18 protein-coding genes are annotated in these 23,587 nt (G+C 71.1%); 9 read left to right on the top strand and 9 right to left on the bottom strand.

Features of this window, described 5'->3' with window-relative positions; genetic code table 11:
- Nucleotides 1-82: 82 nt before the first annotated feature.
- Entirely contained in the window at nt 83-601 is a 519-nt protein-coding gene (locus ACFO9I_RS07585; RefSeq protein WP_379179380.1) for a hypothetical protein, read from the bottom strand.
- A gap of 164 nt (nt 602-765) precedes the next feature.
- Here ACFO9I_RS07585 and ACFO9I_RS07580 point away from each other — a divergent pair, with 164 nt between their 5' ends.
- From ACFO9I_RS07580 to ACFO9I_RS07560, 5 genes are all read left to right on the top strand, one after another.
- On the top strand, nt 766-2,388 hold the full coding sequence (locus ACFO9I_RS07580; protein WP_379179378.1) for a succinic semialdehyde dehydrogenase: 1,623 nt from the start codon (nt 766-768) through the stop codon (nt 2,386-2,388).
- Nucleotides 2,385-4,100: a GMC oxidoreductase gene (locus ACFO9I_RS07575; RefSeq protein WP_379179376.1), complete on the top strand. Its 1,716-nt coding sequence runs from the start codon at nt 2,385-2,387 to the stop codon at nt 4,098-4,100. Before ACFO9I_RS07580 ends, ACFO9I_RS07575 begins: the two co-directional genes overlap by 4 nt.
- A gap of 53 nt (nt 4,101-4,153) precedes the next feature.
- The gene (locus ACFO9I_RS07570) at nt 4,154-4,708 is read left to right on the top strand and encodes a hypothetical protein (RefSeq protein WP_379179374.1); all 555 of its coding nucleotides are present in this window, start codon (nt 4,154-4,156) and stop codon (nt 4,706-4,708) included.
- Between the two features lie 332 nt (nt 4,709-5,040).
- Nucleotides 5,041-6,618, top strand: a complete 1,578-nt coding sequence (gene guaA, locus ACFO9I_RS07565) for a glutamine-hydrolyzing GMP synthase (RefSeq protein WP_379179372.1) — start codon at nt 5,041-5,043, stop codon at nt 6,616-6,618.
- A gap of 4 nt (nt 6,619-6,622) precedes the next feature.
- Nucleotides 6,623-7,003 carry a VOC family protein gene (locus ACFO9I_RS07560; RefSeq protein ID WP_379179370.1) on the top strand — a complete coding sequence of 127 codons (381 nt, stop codon included), beginning with the start codon at nt 6,623-6,625 and terminating at the stop codon, nt 7,001-7,003.
- Nucleotides 7,004-7,090: 87 nt separating this feature from the next.
- Here the strand turns inward: ACFO9I_RS07560 and ACFO9I_RS07555 are convergent, their stop codons facing one another.
- Nucleotides 7,091-7,237: a GPGG-motif small membrane protein gene (locus ACFO9I_RS07555; RefSeq protein WP_379179368.1), complete on the bottom strand. Its 147-nt coding sequence runs from the start codon at nt 7,235-7,237 to the stop codon at nt 7,091-7,093.
- Nucleotides 7,238-7,312: 75 nt separating this feature from the next.
- Complete coding sequence (locus ACFO9I_RS07550) at nt 7,313-8,497, bottom strand: ROK family protein (RefSeq protein WP_379179366.1); 1,185 nt, start codon at nt 8,495-8,497, stop codon at nt 7,313-7,315.
- Nucleotides 8,498-8,670: 173 nt separating this feature from the next.
- Here ACFO9I_RS07550 and ACFO9I_RS07545 point away from each other — a divergent pair, with 173 nt between their 5' ends.
- From ACFO9I_RS07545 to ACFO9I_RS07535, 3 genes are read left to right on the top strand one after another with little or no spacing between them, the layout of a single operon-like run.
- Complete coding sequence (locus ACFO9I_RS07545) at nt 8,671-9,765, top strand: sugar ABC transporter substrate-binding protein (protein ID WP_379179364.1); 1,095 nt, start codon at nt 8,671-8,673, stop codon at nt 9,763-9,765.
- The gene (locus ACFO9I_RS07540; RefSeq protein ID WP_379179363.1) at nt 9,765-10,574 is read left to right on the top strand and encodes an ATP-binding cassette domain-containing protein; all 810 of its coding nucleotides are present in this window, start codon (nt 9,765-9,767) and stop codon (nt 10,572-10,574) included. Before ACFO9I_RS07545 ends, ACFO9I_RS07540 begins: the two co-directional genes overlap by 1 nt.
- A complete protein-coding gene (locus ACFO9I_RS07535; protein ID WP_379179361.1) occupies nt 10,567-11,838 on the top strand; it encodes a sugar ABC transporter permease in 1,272 nt (423 codons plus the stop codon). The genes ACFO9I_RS07540 and ACFO9I_RS07535 overlap by 8 nt, the downstream gene beginning before the upstream one ends.
- Before the next feature lie 87 nt (nt 11,839-11,925).
- On the opposite strand, the gene ACFO9I_RS07530 is transcribed toward ACFO9I_RS07535, so the two are convergent.
- The 3 genes from ACFO9I_RS07530 to ACFO9I_RS07520 form a co-directional block, all read right to left on the bottom strand.
- Nucleotides 11,926-13,728, bottom strand: coding sequence for a serine/threonine-protein kinase (locus tag ACFO9I_RS07530; protein WP_379179359.1), 1,803 nt, complete (start codon nt 13,726-13,728; stop codon nt 11,926-11,928).
- A 101-nt stretch (nt 13,729-13,829) separates the two neighbouring features.
- Nucleotides 13,830-16,430, bottom strand: a complete 2,601-nt coding sequence (locus tag ACFO9I_RS07525) for a bifunctional FO biosynthesis protein CofGH (RefSeq protein WP_379179358.1) — start codon at nt 16,428-16,430, stop codon at nt 13,830-13,832.
- 150 nt (nt 16,431-16,580) lie between these two features.
- Entirely contained in the window at nt 16,581-18,680 is a 2,100-nt protein-coding gene (locus tag ACFO9I_RS07520) for an MMPL family transporter (protein ID WP_379179356.1), read from the bottom strand.
- Nucleotides 18,681-18,830: 150 nt separating this feature from the next.
- Here ACFO9I_RS07520 and ACFO9I_RS07515 point away from each other — a divergent pair, with 150 nt between their 5' ends.
- Nucleotides 18,831-20,369, top strand: coding sequence for an acyl-CoA synthetase (locus ACFO9I_RS07515; RefSeq protein WP_379179354.1), 1,539 nt, complete (start codon nt 18,831-18,833; stop codon nt 20,367-20,369).
- A gap of 11 nt (nt 20,370-20,380) precedes the next feature.
- Here the strand turns inward: ACFO9I_RS07515 and ACFO9I_RS07510 are convergent, their stop codons facing one another.
- From ACFO9I_RS07510 to ACFO9I_RS07500, 3 genes are all read right to left on the bottom strand, one after another.
- Nucleotides 20,381-21,523 (bottom strand): acyl-CoA dehydrogenase family protein, encoded by a 1,143-nt coding sequence (locus ACFO9I_RS07510; RefSeq protein ID WP_379179352.1) that lies wholly within the window; start codon nt 21,521-21,523, stop codon nt 20,381-20,383.
- Nucleotides 21,524-21,593: 70 nt separating this feature from the next.
- On the bottom strand, nt 21,594-22,481 hold the full coding sequence (locus ACFO9I_RS07505; RefSeq protein ID WP_379179350.1) for an oxygenase MpaB family protein: 888 nt from the start codon (nt 22,479-22,481) through the stop codon (nt 21,594-21,596).
- The gene (locus tag ACFO9I_RS07500; protein WP_379179348.1) at nt 22,478-23,512 is read right to left on the bottom strand and encodes an LLM class F420-dependent oxidoreductase; all 1,035 of its coding nucleotides are present in this window, start codon (nt 23,510-23,512) and stop codon (nt 22,478-22,480) included. Before ACFO9I_RS07500 ends, ACFO9I_RS07505 begins: the two co-directional genes overlap by 4 nt.
- Nucleotides 23,513-23,587: the final 75 nt, after the last annotated feature.

Genomic DNA, 23,587 nt, shown 5'->3' with positions numbered 1-23,587 from the left:
CGGACAAACATTGAAGGTAGGGCCACCCCGCACGGGGTGGCCCTACCTGCATTTACGCATCAAATCCCGTGCGTACTGTGGCTCACAGCTCCTGGATCGGGCCGGTGAGTCGCGGCTCGAGCCCGAAGGCCTGGCGCAGCTCGACGCGAGCACCCTCGCGCGCCAACGCACGCTCGGTGCGGTCGACCGGTCGCGACCAGGGCCAGCAGTGCACCGCGAGCAGGACGGCGGACACCGCTGCGCCGCTGAGGTAGGCCGGCCATGCGCCTGCGCCGCCGAGGACGAAGCCTGCAGACAAAGACATCAGTGCGATGGACTCGGACAGCGCGATCCGGAGCATCAGCCGCGACTGGAACGACGCGACGGCGATCCGGGTCGCGTCCTCCCGGGGAGTGCTCGGGGCGAGCGCCGGAGCCCGGTAGCCGATCGTGTCGCAGAGCAGGTGGGCCGCCAGGCCGGCCACCCCTTGGGTGGCCAGCAGCCACAGGGGTGGCGGTGCGAGTGGTTCCTCGGTGACGAGGGCGTTGTGGGCCACCACCCCCAGCACGACCAGCAGGGCGATCGTCGCGCCCGTGAGCACCTGGGTCTGCTGCTTGACCATGGGTCGTCCCCCGTTCGTCGGGCGGCCGCGGTGGTCCGTCCCGGGGCGGAGAGCCTTGCCGTCGGTCCGGTGTGCCAAACCTTGACAAAGTCAAGGCGTGTGTAAAACGTCTCACTTGCTACCCGAGGGTAGTGAGGGAGACGGGGGTCACATACTCTCGGTACATGAGCGCGCAGAATCCCACCCCCTCGGGCGGCCCGACGGTGGAGGGCCCGCACGACCCCGAGCACGACCCGACCGCGGCGTACGCGCTGGAGCCGGAGGTGACGACGCGACTGACACGTCGCATCCTGGCCACGTCCGGCGGCTCGGTCGAGGTGCGTTCGCCACTGAACGGCGCGCCCCTGGCGCACGTCCCGCAGTCATCGGACGACGACGTCGCCGAGGCGTTCGCCCGGGCCCGGCGTGCGCAGGCCGCCTGGGCCCGGACCTCGCTGGAGGAGCGCTCCGCGGTCCTGCTCAGGCTGCACGACCTGGTGCTGGAGCGGCAGGACGAGATCATCAACCTGATCGTGTGGGAGTCGGGCAAGGCCCGCAAGCACGCCTTCGACGAGCCGTTGCACATCGCGCTGACGGCCAGGTACTACGCCCGCACCGGGCACCAGCACCTCGACACGCAGCGCAAGCTGGGGGTGGTCCCCGGACTGACGCGCGTCGAGGTCAACCGGCTCCCCAAGGGCGTCGTCGGGATCATCTCGCCGTGGAACTACCCGTTCACCATGGCGCTGTGCGACGGTCTCCCGGCGCTGATGGCCGGCAACGCGGTCGTGGCGAAGCCGGACGCCCAGACGATGCTGTCGGCCCTGCTCGGTGCCGAGCTGCTCGAGCAGGCCGGCCTCCCGAGGGACCTGTGGCAGGTCGTCGCGGGCCCCGGTTCCCAGGTCGGCACGTCGATCATCGGTCGCGCGGACTACGTCTGCTTCACGGGTTCGACGGCGACCGGCCGGCTCGTCGCCCGCGCGTGCGCGGACCGGCTGATCGGCTGCTCCCTCGAGCTCGGTGGGAAGAACCCCCTGCTGGTGCTGCGGGACGCCGACCTCGAGAAGGCCGCCGAGGGCGCCGTCCGGGCGTCGTTCTCGAACGCCGGCCAGCTCTGCGTGTCGATCGAGCGGATGTTCGTCGCCGACCAGGTCTACGACCGGTTCGTCGAGCGCTTCGTCGCCCGCACCCAGGCGATGACCCTGGGCGCCACGCTGGACTGGGGCAACGACATGGGCTCCCTGATCTCCCGGGAGCAGCTGGACACCGTGGTCGCCCACGTCGACGACGCGGTCGCCAAGGGCGCCCGCGTGCTCACCGGCGGCCGCGCCCGCCCCGACCTCGGACCGTACTTCTACGAGCCCACGATCCTCGAGGGGGTCACGCCGGAGATGACCTGCTTCGGCCACGAGACGTTCGGCCCGGTCGTCTCGCTCTACCGCTTCCACGACGAGGCCGACGCGGTCGCCCGGGCCAATGCCGGGGAGTACGGCCTCAACGCCTCGATCTACAGCCAGGACGGTGGCCGGGCCCGCGCCATCGCCCGGGAGATCAGGTGCGGCACGGTCAACGTCAACGAGGCCTTCGGTGCGACGTTCGCCAGCATCGACTCCCCGATGGGCGGCATGCGGGAGTCCGGCATGGGCAGGCGGCAGGGGAGCGAGGGGATCCTGCGCTACACCGAGTCGCAGTCGGTCGCGACGCAGCGCCTGGTCCGGTTCGCGCCCATGCTCGGCATGTCGGACGAGACCTACGCGAAGGTGATGACCACGAACCTCCGCCTGATGAGGAAGCTGGGACGGGCATGAGCGAGCACGACTACGACGTCCTGGTCGTCGGCTCCGGGTTCGGGGGCTCGGTCACCGCGCTCCGGCTGACCGAGAAGGGCTACCGCGTCGGCGTCCTCGAGGCCGGCGCCCGCTTCGAGGACCAGGACTTCGCCGACAACTCCTGGGACGTCAAGCGCTACCTGTTCCGGCCCGAGGTCGGCTGCTACGGCATCCAGCGCATCGACGCGCTGCGCGACTGCCTGATCGTGTCCGGGGCCGGTGTGGGCGGCGGCTCCCTGGTCTACGCCAACACGCTCTACGAGCCGCTGCCGGCGTTCTACACCGACCCCCAGTGGAGCCACATCACCGACTGGCGGTCCGAGCTGGCGCCGTACTACGACCAGGCCAAGCGGATGCTCGGCGTGGTCGAGAACCCGCTCCGCACCCCGGCGGACGACGTGATGGAGCACGTCGCGACCGAGATGGGCGTCGGGGACACCTTCCACCCGACGCCAGTGGGGGTCTTCTTCGGCGGGCCGGGCGGGGAGCCGGGCCAGACCGTCGCCGACCCCTTCTTCGGCGGGGCGGGGCCCGAGCGCACCGCCTGCATCGGCTGCGGCGAGTGCATGAGCGGGTGCCGCCACAACGCCAAGAACACCCTGGTCAAGAACTACCTCTACCTCGCGGAGCGCAACGGTGCGCGCGTGCTGCCGCTCACCACGGTCACCCGGGTGCGCCCCCGGAACGCCGGCGGGTACGACGTCCACGTGAAGTTCACCAAGGCGAAGACCGGGCGGCGTTCGGCTCGCCGGGTGCTCACGGCAGAACAGGTCGTGTTCGCGGCCTCCTCGCTGGGCACCCAGCGCCTGCTGCACCGGATGCGCGACGAGGGCCACCTGCCGCGCATCTCCCCGCGACTGGGCTACCTGTCGCGGACCAACTCGGAGTCCATCATGGGCGCGATCGCCCCCGACACCTCCGTCGACTACAGCCAGGGCATCGCGATCACGTCGAGCTTCCACCCCGATCCCGACACCCACATCGAGCCCTGCCGCTACGGCAAGGGCAGCAACTTCATGTCACTGATGCAGACGGTGCTCACCGACGGTGACGGGCCGCAGCCGCGCTGGCGCACCTGGCTCAAGGAGATGTGGAGCCAGCGGCGCAACGTCGCCGACCTCTACGACCTCAGGCACTGGTCGGAGCGGACGGTCATCGCGCTGGTGATGCAGAGCCTCGACAACTCGATCACCACCTACACCAGGCGCGTCCCCGGCACCCGGAAGCGCTACCTGACCAGCAGGCAGGGGCACGGCGTGCCGAACCCGACCTGGATCCCGGCAGGCAACGTCGCGGTCCGGCTCATGGCGAACTTCATGGGCGGGACCCCGGGCGGCTCGATCGGCGAGCCCTTCAACCGACCCCTGACCGCCCACTTCCTGGGAGGGTGCGCGATCGGGGACAGCCCGGAGACCGGGGTCATCGACCCGTGGCAGCGTGTCTACGGCCACCCCGGCCTGCACGTCGCAGACGGCTCGGCGGTGACCGCCAACCTCGGGGTGAACCCGTCGCTGACGATCACCGCGCAGGCCGAGCGGGCGATGTCGTTCTGGCCCAACAAGGGCGAGCCGGACCGGCGCCCGCCGCTCGGCACGGCGTACCGGCGCCTCGAGCCGGTGCCGCCGCACTCGCCCGCGGTGCCGGCCGAGGCGCCGGCGGCGCTGCGGCTGCCGATCGTGGGAGTCAGCTGACCCCGGGCGCGGGAGCCGGGCAACGGCCGTCGCATCCCCGATGATCATGGGTCATGGGGGACCGGGACGCCGTGCGCGGTGCGACGCTGAAGCCTCTCTCGACGATGGGGTTCGGGATGCTCCTCGTGCTCCTGGACCTCCGGGTCGACGGTCTGGACCTGGTGCCCGACCCGTTGGGCTGGTTGCTCGCCCTGGCCGCTGCCGGCTCGCTGTCGCGGCTGCACCCGGCGTTCCCCGTCGTGGCCGTCGCCTGCGGACTCGGGCTCGTGGCGTCGGGCCCGGACTGGGTGGGCCGCGGCGGCCCGGTGGTGGCGGTGGAGATCACGGTGGCCGAGACGGTGGTGGTCTTCGCGACGTGCACCGCGGTCATGGCTCTTCTCCCCGAGCGCCGCGGTGGCGCCAACGCCCTCCGCTGGTGGGACCTGGGGCTGACGCTGGTCCTGACCGTCCTGCTGCTGGTGGCTGCCGGCGAGCCCGACGTCGGAGTCCTGGCGCTGCTTGTGGGGATCGCCGAGCTGGTGGTGTTCGTCTGCTTCATCGTGCTGCTGTTCAAGGCGGCCAGGGCGACCCCGCCGACCGTCCCGGAAACAATCCGGAACCTGCCGTAACCCGGTCGACGGGCCGTCGTTGAGCCAGCGGACCCGGCAGTCATGCTCCCTCCCAATCGCCGGGTCCCGCGGTCCAGGCACTGTCCAGCAGCTGCGTGGACGATCAGGGCCCGGCCACCCTCCCTCCCCGGCCGGGCCCTGATGCATTTCTTGGCCGGGCAGGGCCCGGCGCTCTGCCTTCGCTCCCCGGCCGGGCCCTGATGCATTTCCTGGCCGGGCAGGGCCCGGCGCTCTGCCTTCGCTCTCCGGCCGGGCGACTCGTTTCGTCGGGCGGGCGGGGTGCTCGGTACGCTGGGGCCTCGCCGTACGACGTCGAAAGGGCGCCCCTCTCCATGACTCAGGTGACGGACCACGACCTCGTCCTGGTGGTCGACTTCGGGGCGCAGTACGCCCAGCTCATCGCCCGCCGGGTCCGCGAGGCACGGGTCTACTCCGAGATCGTCCCGCACACCATGCCGGTCGAGGAGATGCTCGCCCGCCGGCCCAAGGCGATCGTGCTGTCCGGCGGCCCCTCCTCGGTCTACGCCGAGGGTGCGCCGTCGATCGACTCCACGCTGTTCACGGCCGGTGTGCCGGTCTTCGGCATGTGCTACGGCTTCCAGCTGATGGCCCGCGGCCTCGGGGGCGAGGTCGCCCACACCGGTGCCCGGGAGTACGGCCGCACGCCCGTGACCGTCACCGAGTCCGGCACCCTGCTCGCCGAGATCCCGGCCGAGCACACCGTCTGGATGTCCCACGGTGACTCGGTCACCGCGGCTCCTGCCGGGTTCACGGTGCTGGCCTCCACCGACGTCACCCCGGTCGCGGCGTTCGAGGACGTCGCCCGCGGCCTGGCCGGGGTGCAGTGGCACCCCGAGGTGATGCACACCCAGCACGGCCAGAAGGTGCTCGAGCACTTCCTGCACCACATCGCCGGCTGCCGGCCGACGTGGACGATGGTCAACATCGTGGAGGAGCAGATCGAGCGGATCCGCGAGCAGATCGGTGACGCGGGCCAGGCGATCTGCGGCCTCTCCGGCGGCGTGGACTCCGCCGTCGCCGCGGCGCTGGTCCAGCGGGCCATCGGTGACCGGCTGACCTGTGTCTTCGTCGACCACGGGCTGCTGCGCAAGGGCGAGGCCGAGCAGGTCGAGCGCGACTTCGTCGCCGCCACCGGCGTCGACCTGCACGTCGTGGACGCCGAGAAGCGGTTCCTCGACGCGCTCGCCGGGGTCTCCGACCCCGAGGAGAAGCGCAAGATCATCGGCCGCGAGTTCATCCGCGTCTTCGAGGCCGCCGAGGCCGAGGTGCTCGCGAAGAGCGCCGCCGAGGGCGACAAGGTCGCCTTCCTCGTCCAGGGCACCCTGTACCCGGACGTCGTGGAGTCCGGCGGCGGTGCCGGCACGTCCAACATCAAGTCCCACCACAATGTCGGCGGCCTGCCCGACGACCTCGAGTTCGAGCTGGTCGAGCCGCTGCGGACCCTCTTCAAGGACGAGGTGCGGCTGGTCGGGGAGCAGCTCGGCCTGCCGGCCGAGATCGTCTGGCGGCACCCGTTCCCGGGCCCCGGCCTGGCGATCCGGATCATCGGCGCCGTCGACCGCGAGCGCCTCGACATCCTGCGCGAGGCCGACGCGATCGCCCGTGAGGAGCTCACCCGCGCCGGTCTGGACCGCGACATCTGGCAGTTCCCGGTCGTGCTGCTCGCCGACGTGCGCTCGGTGGGCGTCCAGGGCGACGGTCGCACCTACGGACACCCGGTCGTGCTGCGTCCGGTCACCTCCGAGGACGCGATGACCGCCGACTGGGCGCGACTGCCCTACGACGTGCTCGAGAAGATCTCCACCCGCATCACCAACGAGGTGCGTGAGGTCAACCGGGTCACCGTCGACATCACCTCGAAGCCGCCGGGGACGATCGAGTGGGAGTGACCGCGTGACCCGGGCCGTACACCACCTCGACCTGTGGGTGGAGGACCCGGCGACCGCGGTCGCCGAGTGGGGGTGGCTCCTCGGCGAGCTGGGCTGGGAGTACGACGACGTCGCCTGGCAGCACCCGGACGGCACGTACCTGTTCCTGGAGCGGTCGAGCGACCAGGTCGACGCGGCGTACGACCGGATGCGTCCGGGGCTCAACCACCTCGCGCTGACGGTCGAGGACCGGCCGACGCTGGACCGGATCCGCGCCGAGTCGTCCGCGCACGGGTGGCACGAGCTGTTCGCCGACCGCTACCCCCATGCCGGGGGAGAGGCGCACACCGCGCTCTACCTCGAGAGCTCCGAGGGCTTCGAGGTCGAGGTCGTGCTCGGCGACTGAGCCGGGTCCGCCTGCCCGTGGGCGGCCTGGGACGCGAAACAGGGCGGGGGACCGGCCCCCGCCCTGCTCCGCTGGTGTCAGCTGGTGTCAGTTGGTGAAGATGCTGACGCCGCCCGGGCCCACGAGCAGGCCGACGACGATCAGCACGACGCCCCAGAGGATCTGTCGCTTGACGAGCTGGACGATGCCGGCGACGACGAGGATGACGGCGAGGATCCAGAGCAGGAAGGCCATGTGTGTTCTCCGTTCGGGGGGTGAGCTGGGGGAGTACCCGAGACCCGCCCGAAGCATTCCCCGCAGCGACGTGGCTCACACGTGCTCGACGGCCAGCTCGGTCCGTTCGGCGGCCAGCAGGACCGCCCCCACCAGGCTCGCCCGCTCGCCGAGCTCGCTGGCCAGCACCGGGGTGAGGGCGACGGAGTCCAGCGCGTGCCGGCGCAGCCCGATCCGCGCCGACTCCAGGAGCAGCTCGCCCGCGCGCGCCATGTCGCCTCCGACGACCACCAGGGAGGGGTTGAGGAGGTTCACGATGCTCGCCAGGCCCCAGCCCAGGTGCAGCCCGGCGTCCTCGAAGGCGCGCTGGGCGGAGACGTTGCCGCTGCGCGCCGCCGCCACGATGGCGTCGAGGTCGGCCTCGGGCAGCTGACCCGCCATCATCGCCAGCACGTTGCCGACCGAGGTGTAGGCCTCGAGGCAGCCACGGCTGCCGCACCGGCACAGCGGCCCCTGGTCGTCGAGCGTGAGGTGCCCGATCTCGCCGGCGGTGCCGCCGGCGCCGTGGAAGAGCTTGTTGTCGATGATGATGCCGGCACCGACACCGGAGGAGATCTTCACGAAGACCGAGCTGTCGTGGCCGCGTCCGACGCCCTGACGGTGCTCGGCGAGGGCGCCGAGGTTGGCGTCGTTCTCCACGTGCACCGGGATGTCGAACTCGGCCACGGCGGCGGCGCGGGCGTCCACGCCCTCCCAGCCGGGGAAGATGGCCGAGGAGCGGATGATGTCGTTGGTGACGGGGGCCGGGAGGCCCATCCCGATGTGGCGCAGGGCGCCGTCGGCGGGGGTCATGGCCTCGAGCATCGTCGCGGCCAGCCGCAGCGCCTCGAGGTGGTGGTGGCCGGCCTCGAGCCGACGGCGCTCCTCGGCGATGAGCCGACCGGTGAGGTCGCCCACGGCGACCGCGACGTGGCTGTGCCCGAAGTCGACGCCCCCGACCAGCCCGGCGGCCCGTCCGAGCCGCACCGAGGAGCCGCGCCGCCCGCTGCCGGGGTCGGTGTCGACCAGACCGGCGCCGGCGAGCTCGCGGACGATGTTGGACACCGTGGCCGGTGCCAGCCCGGTGGCCCTGGCCAGCTCGGCCTGCGTGAAAGCGCCCGGGTCGTCACCGGTCGCGGCGCCCGTCGTACCGCCGCGGAGCACGTCCAGGACGCGCTGCTGGTTGGCGGTGCGCAGCGAGGACGTCGACCCCGGGGCGGGGTCCGAGCGACGGTGGGGCATGGTCGAACTGTGACGCACGTCGCCTTTGTGGTCAAGACATGAAGATTAAGTCGTTAGATAACCTTCGTGCGTCAATTTTGCGTTCATGCCTTGACGACAACGGTGTGACCGTCGACACTCGACTCAGATCACCGGGCCCCGTCCACGGGCAGCCCCCAGTCGAGGAGAGTTACGTGTCCACACCCCTGCACCGTCTCGCAGCCTTCGGGACTGCCCTCATCATCGGCACCGGCGGGCTCGCAGCCTGCGGCGCCAACGACTCCAGCAACTCCGGCGACGGCGGCAGCAGTGGCGGCACCATCGCGCTGCTGCTGCCCGAGTCGAAGACGACCCGCTACGAGGCCTTCGACAAGCCGCTGTTCGAGAAGAAGGTCGGCGAGCTGTGCAGCGACTGCACGGTCGACTACTACAACGCCGACCAGGACGAGGCCAAGCAGCAGCAGCAGGTCGACTCGGCGATCAACAAGGGCGCCGACGTCATCGTGCTCGACCCGGTCAACGGCGCCGGCGCCGGCGGCATGGTCACGAGCGCCCAGCAGTCGGGCGCCAAGGTCATCGCCTACGACCGGTTCATCGAGGGCGTCGACTACTACATGTCCTTCGACAACGAGACCGTCGGCAAGATGCAGGCCGACGCGCTGGTCAAGGCGATGGGTGACAAGGGCAGCATGATCATGCTCAACGGCGCGCCCAGCGACCCGAACGCCGCCCAGTTCAAGAAGGGTGCGCACAGCGTCCTGGACTCCAGCAACGTGAAGATCCTCGCGGAGTACGACAACCCGGACTGGAGCCCGGACAACGCCCAGCAGTTCACGACCCAGCAGGTCACCAAGTTCGGCGCCGACAAGATCCAGGGCGTGTACGCCGCGAACGACGGCCAGGCCGGCGGCGTGGTCGCGGCCCTCACCGGTGCCGGCGTGTCCGCCAACGCCCTGCCCCCGATCACGGGCCAGGACGCCGAGCTCGCCGCGATCCAGCGGATCATCGCCGGCCAGCAGGCCATGACCATCTACAAGCCGATCCCGATCGAGGCCGACACCGCCGCCGAGGTCGCCGTCCAGCTCGCCAAGGGTGAGGACGTCCCGACCAAGAGCGACACCGGCATCGAGCAGTCGGACTACAACGGCGTGACGTCGTACATCTTCACGCCGATCGTCGTGACCAAGGACAACGTCAACGACACCATCGTCAAGGACGGCTTCTACTCGGTCGACGACATCTGCACCTCGGACTTCGCCGCGGACTGCAAGGCCGCCGGCCTCCAGTGATGAGCAGCGTGTCCCAGCAGGAAGCTCCGGTCAGGGAGAGCGTGCTCTCCCTGACCGGGGTCCACAAGCGCTTCGGAGCGGTCCAGGCCCTCACCGACGTCCACCTCGACGTGGCGCCCGGCGAGGTCGTTGCCCTGGTCGGCGACAACGGCGCCGGGAAGTCGACCCTGGTCAAGGTCATCTCCGGCGTCTACCAGGCTGACGAGGGCGAGATCTCCCTCGCCGGCGAGCACATCAAGGTCGGCGGCCCGCGGCACGCCCAGGACCTGGGCATCGCCACGGTGTTCCAGGACCTGGCCCTGTGCGACAACCTCGACGTGGTGGCCAACCTGTTCCTCGGGCAGGAGCGTGCCAGGGGGCCGGTGCTGAGCGAGGTCGAGATGGAGACCGAGGCGTGGCGGCTGCTGCGCAGCCTCTCCGCCAAGATCCCGTCGGTGCGGATCCCGATCGCGAGCCTCTCCGGAGGCCAGCGCCAGACCGTCGCGATCGCCCGCTCGCTGGTCGGCAACCCGAAGGTCGTCATGCTCGACGAGCCGACGGCCGCACTGGGTGTCGCCCAGACCGCCGAGGTGCTGAACCTCATCGAGCGGCTCCGGGAGAACGGTCTCGGCGTGATCCTGATCAGCCACAACATGGCCGACGTGCAGGCCGTCGCGGACCGGATCGTGGTCCTGCGGCTCGGTCGCAACGCTGCCGAGTTCCGGGTCGAGGAGGCCACCACCGAGGAGCTGGTCGCCGCGATCACCGGAGCCTCGGACAACGTGGTCGCCGCACGCGCCTCCCGACACAAGGACGAAGCCCATGGCTGACAACACGACCACCGCACCGCCCGAGGCCGAGCCGTCCCCGGTCGCGGCGGACCTGCTGGACGAGCGGCTCATCAGGAGCCAGGGCGTCTCGGGCCTGGCCAAGCTGCTCTGGAACCGGCTGCGGTCCGGTGAGCTCGGCAGCCTGCCCGTGGTCCTGGGCCTGGTGATCATCAGTGCCGTGTTCTACGCACGGGAGCCCATCTTCCTGTCCTCCCGCAACCTGGTCAGCATCACCCAGTTCGCGGCGCCGATCGGGATCATCTCGCTGGGCATCGTGCTGGTGCTGCTGCTCGGCGAGATCGACCTGTCGGTCGGCTCGGTCAGTGGTTTCGCGGCCGCCTGCATGGCTGTCCTGGTCGTCAACAAGGGCCACTCGATGCTCTTCGGCGTGCTCGCCGCGCTGCTCATCGGCCTGGCGATCGGGGCGTTCTACGCGGTCCTCTACAACCGGATCGGCGTGCCCAGCTTCGTGTTCTCACTGGCGGGACTCCTGGCCTTCCAGGGCGCGTTGCTCTACGTGCTCGGCACCGACGGCACGATCAACCTGCCGGCCGACTCCGGGCTCGTCGACTTCGCGCGCTACAAGTTCCTCGGAGACACCACGTCCTACGTGCTGGTCCTCCTCATCGTGCTCGCCTACCTCGGCAGCCAGATGTGGAGCTACCGGTCGCGCAAGGCCGCCGGGCTCAGCACCCCGTGGCTGCCGATCGTGGGGATCAAGACCGCGGCCCTGGCGATCGGCCTGGGCTGGCTGACCTACTACCTCAACATCGACAAGGGCTGGAGCTACCTCTGGCTGTTGTTCGCCCTGCTCGTGGTCCTCATGGACTTCGCGCTGCGGCGTACCAAGTGGGGTCGACACCTGTTCGCGGTCGGTGGCAACGAGGAGGCGTCACGTCGATCGGGCATCAAGGTGAACCGGGTCTACTTCTCGGTCTTCGCCCTGTGCTCGGTGATGGCGGCTCTCGGTGGGCTGCTCGCCGCCGCCCAGCTGACCTCGGTGTCGCAGAGCTCCGGCACGACCGACACCAACCTCACCGCCATCGCGGCGGCGGTCATCGGTGGCACCAGCCTCTTCGGCGGCCGTGGCTCGGCGTACTCCGCCATGCTCGGCATCCTGGTGCTGCAGGCGATCCAGAACGGTCTGAACCTGATCAACGTCGACTCGTCGGTCCGGTTCATGATCACCGGAGCCGTGCTCCTGCTCGCGGTCGGCATCGACTCGGTCTCCCGCCGGGCCCGCTCCTCGAGCGGTCGCGGCTGACCGGAACCACGACACCGAGGCCACCCGCTGCCCACGAGGCGCGGGTGGCCTCGGTCATTTCCGCACCGGGCCTCTGGTCGCGCCCGGTCAGGGAACGAAGACCTGCTGCCGGACCCCGTCGACGACCAGCGTCACCTTGGCGTTGAAGCGCCCGGGGGTGACCTGCCACTCGTGGACCTGCGCGCCGCGGCCGTCCTTGCCGACCCGGACCTTGCGGAAGGTGCAGTCGCACCACGGCTCGCCGGAGGCGCCGTAGACGAACGCCTGCGGACTCGAGCCGGTGGCGAAGCCCTCGACGTAGACGTTGTACCAGCGGCAGCCCGGCCCGGCCGTGCACGCGTCGTCGGTGCGGACCAGGCGGACCGTGCGCGGCCGGGCGGTGCCGCAGCTGCGCACCGGCTTGCTCGTGGCGCGCTGGCCGGTCCCGTCGGTGTCGACGGTCCGGGCGCTCACGCAGCCCCGCCGGCCGCCCTCGTCGGTGGGCAGCGCGAAGCGGTCGGTCGCCTTCCAGCCGTTCGGCGTCCGGACCTCGACCCGGCGCTCCACGTCGTCCCCGGTCGCCCTGGGTGCTGTCAGCGTGAAGACGACCGAGCGGTAGCCCGGGCTCGCGGCCACCTTCGGTGCGGCGGGGCGGTCCAGCGGGGCCGGTGACGTCGAGTCGGTGGCGGTCGGCTCGGCGCTGGACCCCGGCCCGGGGTCTGCCTCCGGACGGTCGGGCTCGCCCTGGCTGGCGGTGACGAGGACGGCGGTGACGGCGACCGCCGCCACCGCACCCGCGGCGACCAGGGCCGCGGGCAGCCAGTGCCGCTTGCGGTCCGGCGCGGGGGAGTCCGCGTGGTCGGGCACCGGCGCCGGTGGCGGGGCGGGCAGGCTCCGGATCACGGTGTGCTGGGCGGGCGCCTGCTCGGCGGCGGGGGCGGCGGACGGCTCGACCGGCCGGTCGCTGCTCTCCGGCTGCGCGGCAGGGGCCACGGGGGGCTCGGGACGAGCGGTGGCGTCCGGGCCGACCGGCTCCGGCGGCAACAGCGGGGGCACCGCCGCGGAGTCGATGTCGCGGATGATGGCCAGCAGCGCGGCGCGCATCGCCGCGGCGGAGGGGGTGCGCCGCTCGGGATCCTTGTTCAGCGCCTCCGCGAGGACCTCGTCGATCCGGTCGTCGACCGGGTGCCCGGTGCCGAGCTGCGGGACCGGTGCGTTGATGTGGGAGTTCATCATCTGGAAGTCGGTGCCGCTGTACGGCGCGTCGCCGGTGAGCACCGCCCAGAGCAGGCAGCCCAGGGAGTAGATGTCGCCCCGCTCGTCGGCCGCGTGGCCGAAGTGCCGCTCGGGCGCCATGTAGGCCGGGCTGCCGATGAGGGTGCCGGTGCGGGTCAGGCTGGCCCGGCTCTCGCCGCCCTCGAGCGCGATGCCGAAGTCGCACAGGTAGGGGATCAGCCCCTCGGGACGGCTCCAGAGCAGCACGTTGCCTGGCTTGACGTCACGGTGGATGACTCCGGTCTCGTGGGCGTCGGCCAGCGCCTCGCAGACCTGCGCGACCAGCGACAGCGCGGCCCGACGGTCCAGCGGGCCGTGGGCGCCGATCCAGGTCTGGAGGTCGCCGTCGGGGAAGAACTCGGTCACGAAGAAGACGGTGTCGTCGTGCTCGCCGTACTCGTGGATGTTGACGATGTTGCGCGACCGGATCCGGGCCAGCACGTTCGCCTCGCGGGCGAAGCGGGCCTGGAAGTCGTCGCGGTCGGGCAGCGAGGGCAGCACGATCTTCAGCGCGACGGACCGGTTGAGCACCGTGTCCCGGGCCTCGTAGACGATGCCCATGCCCCCGTGGCCGATCTCGCGCAGGATGCGGTACCGGCCGCCGTACTCGTCGCCAGCCTTCGGAAATCCCGCCATCGCCGCCCTCGACCCCTGTCCGGCCTCCAGGCCGCCCCGTGAACCCGGGCGATTTTACTGTTCGCAGACGGGCGTCAGGTGAGGATCTCCGTAATAGGGGCTCAGCGCAAGCGGGCAGGGCGGCCGTACGTCGTGGTGCGCTCCCGGACGGGGCGGCCGATCCCGGCGCCGATGTCGGTGAGCTCGGCGACGGTCTTGGCCGATCCGTGCTCGGAGCCGGCCATCCGGGAGATGGTCTCCTCCATCAGGGTGCCGCCGAGGTCGTCGGCGCCGGCCTGCAGCATGGCGCGGGTGCCGTCGACGCCGAGCTTGACCCACGAGGTCTGGATGTGGGGGATCCGGCCGTGCAGCAGGATCCGGGCCATCGCGTGCACCGCCAGGTTGTCGCGCAGGGTCGGGCCGGGACGGGCGACGCCGGCGAGGTAGATCGGCGCGGAGGTGTGCACGAACGGCAGCGGGACGAACTCGGTGAACCCGACCTCCCCCGACTCGAGCGCGGCGTCCTGGATCCGCGAGAGGACCCGCAGGTGCCCCACCCAGTGCCGCGGGTTGTCGACGTGGCCGTACATCATCGTGCTGGTGGTGGGGATCCCGACCCGGTGGGCGGTGGTGATGACCTCGACCCAGGTGCTGGTGGGGAGCTTGCCCTTGGTGAGGATCCAGCGGACGTCGTCGTCGAGGATCTCCGCGGCGGTGCCGGGAACGGACCCGAGGCCGGACTCGCGGGCCTTGATGAGGAAGTCCTCGAAGGAGAGGCCGGTGCGGGTGGCGCCGTTGACGATCTCCATGGGGGAGAAGGCGTGCACGTGCATGTCGGGCACGCGCTGCTTCACGGCTGCGGCGAGGTCGAAGTAGGCGGTGCCGGGCAGCTCGGGGTCGATGCCGCCCTGCATGCAGACCTCGGTGGCGCCGAGGTCCCACGCCTCCTCGGCGCGGTCGGCGACCTGCTCGAGGGAGAGGGAGTACGCGTCGGCGTCGGTGCGGCGCTGGGCGAACGCGCAGAACCGGCAGCCGACGTAGCAGACGTTGGTGAAGTTGATGTTCCGGTTGACCACGTAGGTGACCTCGTCGCCGACGATCTCGCGGCGCAGGTCGTCGGCGAGCCGGCAGACCTGCTCGAGGAGGTCGCCCTCGGCGGTCATCAGGGTCAGCGCGTGCTCGTCGGCGAGGTTCCCGGGGTCGGCCTCCGCGGCGGCCAGCGCGACGTGGCCCTCGCTCCGCAGGGAGGGTCCGGATCGCCCTGGCTTCGGTCCCGAGTCCTCGGAGGCGTGCCGGACCATCCCCTCCTTGAGCTCCGCCCAGTCGCCGTAGACGTCGTCGAAGTCGGAGCGGCGGTCGTGGGTGCGGCCCTCGGTGTCGATGGCCGCATGCAGGTCCGTGCGACCGATGCCGGTGCTGCCGTGGAGGCGGGCGCCGTGCAGCACGTCCTGGGCACCGTCGGGCTCCTGCCAGGGCAGGCCGGTCGCGCGTACGCCGGGGCGGGCGAGCCCGTCGTCCGAGGCGAGGGCGGCGACGTGGCCGGAGAGGCGTGGGTCCAGCCAGGGCTCGCCCTGCCGCACGAACTCGGGGTGGACGGTCAGCCGCGCTCGCAGCTCGAAGCCGCACTCGGCGGTGATCCCGCGCAGTCGCTCGAGCGAGGGCCAGGGGCGCTCGGGGTTGACGTGGTCGGGGGTGAGCGGGGAAACCCCGCCCCAGTCGTCGATGCCCGCGGCGATCAGCGCCCGGCACTCGCCAGAGTCCGGCGCGGTGTCGACCAGGTTCGGCGGCGCCTGCACCCGTGCCTTCGGGCCGAGCACGAGCCGGGTGACCGCGATCGTGGCGCGGTACTCGTCGAGGCCCAGGTCGTCGACGTGGCGCATCGCGGTGTCCGGCTTGGCCCGGAAGTTCTGGACGATGACCTCCTGAACCGCGGCGTACCGCCTCAGGGTGGCGCGCAGCGCGAAGATCGTCTCGGCCCGCTCGGCGAGCGTCTCGCCGATGCCGACGAGCAGGCCGGTGGTGAAGGGCACCGACAACCGCCCGGCGTCCTCCAGCACCCGCAGCCGGACGTCGGGGTCCTTGTCGGGCGAGCCGAAGTGCGCCTCGCCGCGGGTCTCGAAGAGCCGGCGCGAGCTGGTCTCGAGCATCATGCCCATCGACGGGGCGACCGGCTTGAGGCGGTTCATCTCCTCCCACGACATGACGCCGGGGTTGAGGTGCGGCAGCAGGCCGGTCTCCTCCAGGACCCGGATCGCCATCGCGCGGACGTAGGCGAGCGTGGAGTCGTAGCCCTGCTCGTCGAGCCAGGCGCGTGCCTCGGGCCAGCGTTCCTCGGGGCGGTCGCCGAGGGTGAACAGCGCCTCGAGGCAGCCCAGGGCTGCGCCCCGGTGGGCGATGTCGAGGATCTCGTCGGGGGAGAGGTACGGCGCGCGCCCCTCCCGCGCCGCCCGGCCCGGCGTCTCGACGAAGGTGCAGTAGTGGCACCGGTCCCGGCACAGCCGGGTGATCGGGACGAAGACCTTGGGGGAGTAGGTGACCACGCCCGGCCGGCCGGCGGCGGTGAGCCCGGCGTCGCGCACCCGGGCGGCGGCCGCGCAGAGCCGGTCGAGGTCCTCGCCGCGGGCGGCGAGGAGGACAGTCGCCTCGTCGACGTCGAGCGCCGCACCCCGGTCGGCGCGGGCCAGCGCGCGGCGTACCTGCTGGGGAGTCGGCTGCTCGGTCATCTCCGTCAGGCTATCGGGCGCGCCTCGCGAGCCGATCTCCTGCGGCGCGGTGCCTCGCATCCGGTCCGGCGGCGTCGTCGCCGACTCGAGAGCCCACCCTGCGACGCGCCCCGGGGCCCCGGGAGTCCCGGGGCCCGGGGCGCGGACCGGTCAGACCGACGCTGGCTCCCGCTCGGGCTCGGCCGGGGTGACCGTGTGGTCGCCGCGGTCGAGCTTGCTCGGCCACCAGATCCTGCTGCCGAGGTCGAGGTTGAGCGCCGTGACCAGGACCGAGCGGACGATCATCGTGTCCAGCACCACGCCCAGCGCGACCGCGACCCCGATCTCGACGAACGCGACCAGAGGCAGCGTCCCGAGCACCAGGAACGTCGAGGCCAGCACCAGTCCGGCGGAGGTGATCACGCCGCCGGTGGCCGCCAGCGCGACCAGCGAGCCCTCCCTCGTCCCGCGGGTCTGCGTCTCCTCGCGGACCCGGGTCATCAGGAAGATGTTGTAGTCGATGCCCAGGGCGACCAGGAACACGAACACGAACAGCGGCAGCGAGGCGTCCGCCCCGGCGAAGCCGAAGACGTACTTGAACAGCAGCGAGGAGAGTCCCAGCGCGGCGCCGAAGGACAGCACCACGGTGCCGATGAGCAGGAGCGGCGACAGGACGGCCCGCAGCAGCACCATCAGGATCAGCATCACCACGACGAGCACGATCGGGATGATGACCAGGTTGTCGCGGCTGGACGCGTCCTCGACGTCGAGCGAGATCGCCGAGTAGCCGCCCACCAGCGCGTTCGCACCGGGGACCGCGTGCACGGCGTCGCGGGCGGCCGCCACGGTGTCGAAGGCGTCCTGCGACAGCGCGTCGCTGGTGATGGTCGCCTGGACGTAGGCGACCCCGTCCTTGACGACCGGCTCGGGGCTGACCTCGGTCAGGCCGTCGACCCCGCCCAGCGCCTCGGCGACGGCCTTGCCCTGGTCGGCGTTGGCCACCACCATCAGCGGGTTGGACTGGTCGACCAGGCCGTGCTCGGTGAGCACGCGCTGGCCGACGATCGAGTCGAAGTCCTTGGTGTAGGAGTCCTCGGTCGTCAGGCCGTTGGCGTCGAGCGTGAGCGTGCCGAGGCAGGCGAGGCCGAGCGCCACGGCGGTGCCGACCCAGACGGCACGCGGGCGGACCGCGATCCGGCGGCCGACCTTGGACCACATGCCCGAGCTGGTGGGCTCGACCGAGCCGAAGCGCGGGCGCTTGGGCCAGAAGACCCAGCGGCCCGTGATCACGAGCAGGGCCGGCAGCAGGGTGATCATGACCAGCAGCCCGACGGCGATGCCGATGGCGGCCACCGGGCCGAGGCCGGCGGTGGAGTTCATCTCGGCGAAGAGCAGGCACAGCATCCCGAGGATCACCGTCGCCGCGCTGGCGACGATCGCGGGGGCGGCCCGGTGGAGGGCGAACGCCATCGCCTCGTGCCGGTCCTCGTGGCGGCGCAGCTCCTCGCGGTAGCGGGCGACGAGCAGCAGGGCGTAGTCGGTGCCGGCGCCGAACACCAGCACGGTGAGGATGCCCTGGCTCTGCCCGTTGACGGTGAGGTCGCCGTACTTCGCGGCGAAGTAGACGACCGCCTGCGCCGTGGTCAGCGCGACGCCGGCCGAGATGACGGGGAGCAGCCACAGGATCGGGCTGCGGTAGGTGAAGAGGAGGATGACGACGACGACGATCACCGTGGCGAACAGCAGCGTGCTGTCGAGGCCGGCGAACGCCTCCGCGGAGTCGGCGGCCTGGCCACCCTGGCCGGCGATGTGGACCTCCACGCCGTCGATCGCCGCCATGTCGCGCAGCGTGTCGGCGGTGTCCGGCATGTCGTTCCAGCCGTTCTTGCCGAAGTTGAACGTGACCAGTGTCTGGGCGACCTTGCCGTCCTTGGACACGATCGGGCCCATCACGTCACCCTCGACACCGTCCATGCCCTGGAACTCGGTGACCTGCTGCTTGATCGCGGCCAGGTCGTCCGGTGTCAGGCCGGAGGCGCGTTCGTAGACGACGGCGGTGGGGATGGCGTTGGGGTTCTGGAAGGGTTCCAGCTTGTCGAGGGCGCGGGTGGACTCGGCGCTCGCGGGGAGCCAGGAGGACGACTCGTTGTTCTGGACGTCGGTGAGCTTGGCGGCGAAGCTGCTCGCGACGACCACGATGACCAGCCACGCGGCCAGCACGATCCACTTGGTGACGGGGCCGGTGAGCTTGCCGGCGATCTGACGATGCATGAGAGAACTCCATCAGAAGGTGGGGACGGTCGCATCGGGGTTTCCCCCGATCAGACCCCGCCGCGAGCCCTAATTCATCGCCAGATGGTGCCATCCGTCGTGCCATCCGGATGGCACGACTAGACCACTGTGCCCGGCTACTCTCGTTCCATGTATCCCGGGACCTGGGCCGCGACCACGCCGGACAAGCCCGCGCTGGTGATGGCCGGCTCGGGGCGGACGCTGACCTACGCCGAGCTCGACGACCGCAGCCTCCGGCTCGCGCGACGCCTGCAGGGCAGCGGCCTGGCCACCGGTGACGTGGTCGCACTGCTGAGCGACAACGCTCCGGAGGCCTACGAGGTCTACTGGGCCTGTCTCCGGTCCGGGCTCTACGTCACGGCGGTCAACCACAACCTGTCGGCCGACGAGGCGGCGTACATCATCCGGGACTGCGGCGCGAAGGCACTGGTGGTCTCCGCGGCGAAGGCCGAGCTCGTCGCCGACCTGGTCGCCGGGCTCGACGTGGGGGTGCGGGAGCGGCTGGCGTACGGCGGGCCGGTGCCCGGGTTCGGCGACTACGAGGCCGCGCTCGCCGCCGCCGGCAACGAGCCGCTCGCCGAGCAGCCGCACGGCGACGACTTCCTCTACTCCTCGGGGACGACGGGCCGCCCCAAGGGTGTGAAGGTCGACCTGCCCTCGATCCGGGTCGACGAGCCGGGCTACATGTACGTGACGATCTTCGGCGGCCTCTACGGCTTCGGCCAGGACACCGTCTACCTCTCGCCGGCGCCGGTCTACCACGCCGCACCGCTGCGCTTCGGCGGCGTCGTGCACGCGCTCGGCGGCACGCTGGTGATGATGGAGCGCTTCGACGCCGAGGCCGCGTTGCGCGCGATCGAGGAGCACCGGGTCACCCACACCCAAATGGTGCCGACCATGTTCGTCCGCCTGCTGAAGCTGCCCGAGCAGGTGCGGACGTCGTACGACGTGGGGTCGCTGCGGTGCGTCGTGCACGCGGCCGCGCCGTGCCCGGTCGAGGTGAAGCGGCGGATGATCGGGTGGCTGGGACCGATCGTGCAGGAGTACTACGCCTCCACCGAGGCCAACGGCGCCACGATGATCGACAGCGAGACCTGGTTGGCCCACCCCGGCTCGGTGGGCAAGGCGCTGCTGGGGGTGCTGCACGTGTGCGGCGAGGATGGCGCCGAGCTCGGTCCGGGCGAGGTCGGGACGATCTACTTCGAGCGCGACCGGGTGCCGTTCGCCTACCACAACGACCCGGAGCGGACCGCGAGCACGCAGCACCCCGCCCACCCGACCTGGACCACCGTCGGCGACCTCGGGTTCGTCGACGAGGACGGATTCCTGTACCTCACCGACAGGTTGGCGTTCATGATCATCAGCGGCGGGGTGAACATCTACCCCCAAGAGGTGGAGGACCTCTTCTCGTTGCACCCGGCGGTCGCCGACATCGCCGTGATCGGCGTGCCCGACGAGGAGATGGGGGAGCGGGTGGTGGCGTTCGTCCAGCCCGCGCCGGACGCGCAGCCCGGCCCCGCCCTCGCCGCCGAGCTCACGGGGTACGCCCGGGACCGGATCGCGCACTTCAAGGTGCCCCGGGAGATCCTCTTCCGCGACGACCTGCCGCGCACGCCCACCGGGAAGATGGTCAAGGGGAGGCTGCGCGAGGAGTACGCCGGGGGCTGAGCCCGCCTGACTCAGATCCCCAGGCTGCGCCCGATGATCTCCTTCTGGATCTCGGTGGTGCCGCCGTAGATCGTCTGGATCCGGCTGTCCACGTAGGCCTTCGCGATGGGGTACTCCATCATGTAGCCGTAGCCGCCGTGCAGCTGCACGCCCTGGTCGACGATCTTCTTCTGCAGCTCGGTGGTCCACCACTTCGCCATCGAGGCGAGCGAGGTGTCGACCTCCCCGGCGTTCAGCTTCGTCACGCAGTCGTTGACGAAGACCCGGGCGATGTGGACCTCGGTGGCCATCTCCGCCAGCAGGAACCGGTTGTGCTGGAACTTGCCGATCGGGCGGCCGAAGGCCTCCCGCTCCTTCGCGTAGTCCAGGCACAGCCGCAGGATGTGCTCGCAGGCAGCGACGGCGATCGCGGCGATCGAGATCCGCTCCTGGGGCAGGTTGACCATCAGCGAGATGAACCCGGAGCCCTCCTCGCCGAGGAGGTTGGCCTTGGGCACCTCGACGTCGTCGAAGAACAGCTCGGCGGTGTCCTGGGCCTTGAGGCCCATCTTGTCGAGGTTGCGGCCGCGCTCGAAGCCGGCCATGCCGCGCTCGACGACGAGCAGGCTGATGCCCTGGTGGCCGGCCTCGGGGTCGGTGCGGCAGACCACGATCACCAGGTCGGACATGATCCCGTTGCTGATGAACGTCTTCGAGCCGTTCAGCACGTAGTGGTCGCCCTTGTCGACGGCGGTGGTCCTGATGCCCTGCAGGTCCGAGCCGGCGCCGGGCTCGGTCATCGCGATCGCCGAGATCAGCTCGCCGTTGACCAGGCCGGGCAGCCAGCGACGCTTCTGCTCGTCGGTGCCGAGGCTGCTGATGTAGGGGACGATGATGTCGGTGTGGACCGGGAACCCGAGCCCGCTCGCCCCGACCCGCCCGATCTCCTCGCTGACGATCATGTTGTAGCGGAAGTCGCGGGTGCCCATCCCGCCGTACTCCTCGTCGACGTCGAAGCAGAGCAGCCCGGCCTCGCCAGCCTTGGTCCAGACCTCGCGGCTGACCTGGCCGTCGTGCTCCCACTGCTCGTGGAACGGCACGACCTCGCGCTCGAGGAAGGAACGCACGCTGGCCCGGAAGTCCTCGTGCTCCTGCTCGAAGAACGGTGCGGTCATGGGGTCCTCCTGGGGCGGCGGCTGCCGGTCGACGATGACAGCGCAACTGTTACAGCATCGCTGTCACGATTCAAGCGGTGCGGGCCCGGTCGTGGTGGTTCAGCTCCTCGAGCATCGAGGCCGGCCCGAGGTCGCCGAGGCGGTAGCCCTGCGGGTAGGTCGACGGGCGGTGGTGGTACGCCGTCCGCCGCGGCGGCGCGAGCCGCAGCAGCCGGGCCCGGAGCCGGAGCCCGCCCCGCACCGCGGCCACGAACCACGCCGGCTGGCGCGGCATCCCGAGAGCCTCGCGCAGCGGCTCGTCCATCAGCGCGATCGTCACCCGGCGCACGACCGGCCGGAGCGGGCGGGGCGCGGTCTGCCGCGCGATCCGCAGGGACGCCTCGGTGACCCGCCGGTTGGCCGGGTCGAACGCGAAGTGCTCACGCTCGTACGACGTCAGCAGCTCGAGGTAGCCGGCGTACGTCGTCGGCAGGTCCTTGATGCCCATCAGCTCGCCGAAGCGGGTCGTGAACCGGGCCAGGGCCTGCAGCTCCACCGGGTCGAGCCGACGCCAGCCGAACTCCTCGATCCAGCGCACCGGGCCGACGATCGTGGTGGCCAGGACGTAGCGGAACTCGTCGTCGGGGATGTCGTAGTGACCGTGGATCCGGTTCAGCCGGCGCACGGCCGCGTGCGACCGGTCCGAGTCGATGCCCTCGACCGAGGCCTCCTCGGCGAAGAGCAGCGTGTCGTCGTACCGCTTGACGCCGGCGTCCTCGAATTGCCGGGTGCGGTCCAGCAGCCTCGAGATCGAGGGGATGCCGTAGTCGCGCAGGAACGCGATGCCGGTGCCCTGGGTGTAGTCCCACGGGAACTCGTGCCGGCTGGTCAGCCACACGATCCGGTCGGCGTCACGCTCGGGGTCGAGCGAGCGGATCTCCCGCAGGACGGCGTACCTCCTGCGGGAGAGGCGGGTCATGCCACCCACTCCTTGACCTGGGCGATCGTGCCGGCGGGGTCGTCGGAGGCGGGGGAGACCTGGAGGCTGGTGACGCCGGCCTCGCGGAAGGCCGCGATCCGCTCCTTGACGTAGGAGGCCGGGCCGACGAGGTTGCCGGCCTCGAGCCACTCCAGCGGCACCTTCGCCTCGGCGTCGCGCTTGTTGCCGCCGAGGTAGAGGTCCTGGATCTCCTTCGCCTCCTTCTCGTAGCCGTACTGGCAGGCGAGGTCGTGGTAGAAGTTCTTGCCGCGAGCGCCCATGCCGCCGACGTAGAGCGCGTACATCGGGCGCATGAAGTCGAGCAGGGCCTTGGTCTCCGGGCCCTCACCGATCGCGACCATGCCGCCCGCGCTGATCTCGAGGGGGCCGAGGTCGGCGGAGCGCTTGGCGGTGCCCTTCGCGAGCGACTCGCCCCAGACGTCCTTGGCCTTCTCGGGGTGGAAGAGGAACGGCAGCCAGCCGTCGGCCACCTCGGCGGTCATCTGGACGTTCTTGTCGCCGAGCGCGGCGACCCAGAGGGGTACGACGGGCCGCTCGGGCTTGTTGAGCAGCTTCAGCGGCTTGCCGAGGCCGAGGCCCTGGCCCTCGGGGAGCGGGAGCTTGAAGATGCCGTCCTTGACCAGCGCCTCGCGGCGCAGGCCCATCCGGATGATCTCGATGACCTCGCGGGTGCGGCCCAGGGGCTTGTCGTAGGGGAGGCCGTGGAAGCCCTCGATCACCTGCGGCCCCGAGGCGCCCAGGCCGATCACCGCGCGGCCGCCGGAGACGTTGTCGAGGCCGGCCGCGGTCTGCAGCAGCGCGCCGGGGGTGCGGGAGTAGACGTTGAGGATGCCCGCCCCGATCTCCACGGTCTCGGTCTTGGCCGCCAGGTAGCCCATCAGCGTGGGGGAGTCGAAGCCGTAGGGCTCGGCGACCCAGATGGTGTCCAGCCCCGCCTTCTCCAGTCCGGCCACCTGGTCGGCGGTCTCGCGAGGGTTCCCGGCGTAGATGAGCGGCATGGAGAGCTTCATGCCCTCAACCCTGACAGAACCACTGTCACGGACACAAGGAACATCGACCCGTCGCTTGTTCACGCGCGGATGCCT

Origin of the sequence: Nocardioides sp. GCM10023255 (genome assembly GCF_042653125.1) — a bacterium.
Taxonomy (GTDB): Bacteria; Actinomycetota; Actinomycetes; order Propionibacteriales; family Nocardioidaceae; genus Nocardioides.
The sequence above is the reverse complement of the archived record's forward strand: the minus strand, read 5'-3'. Positions and strand labels throughout refer to the sequence as shown.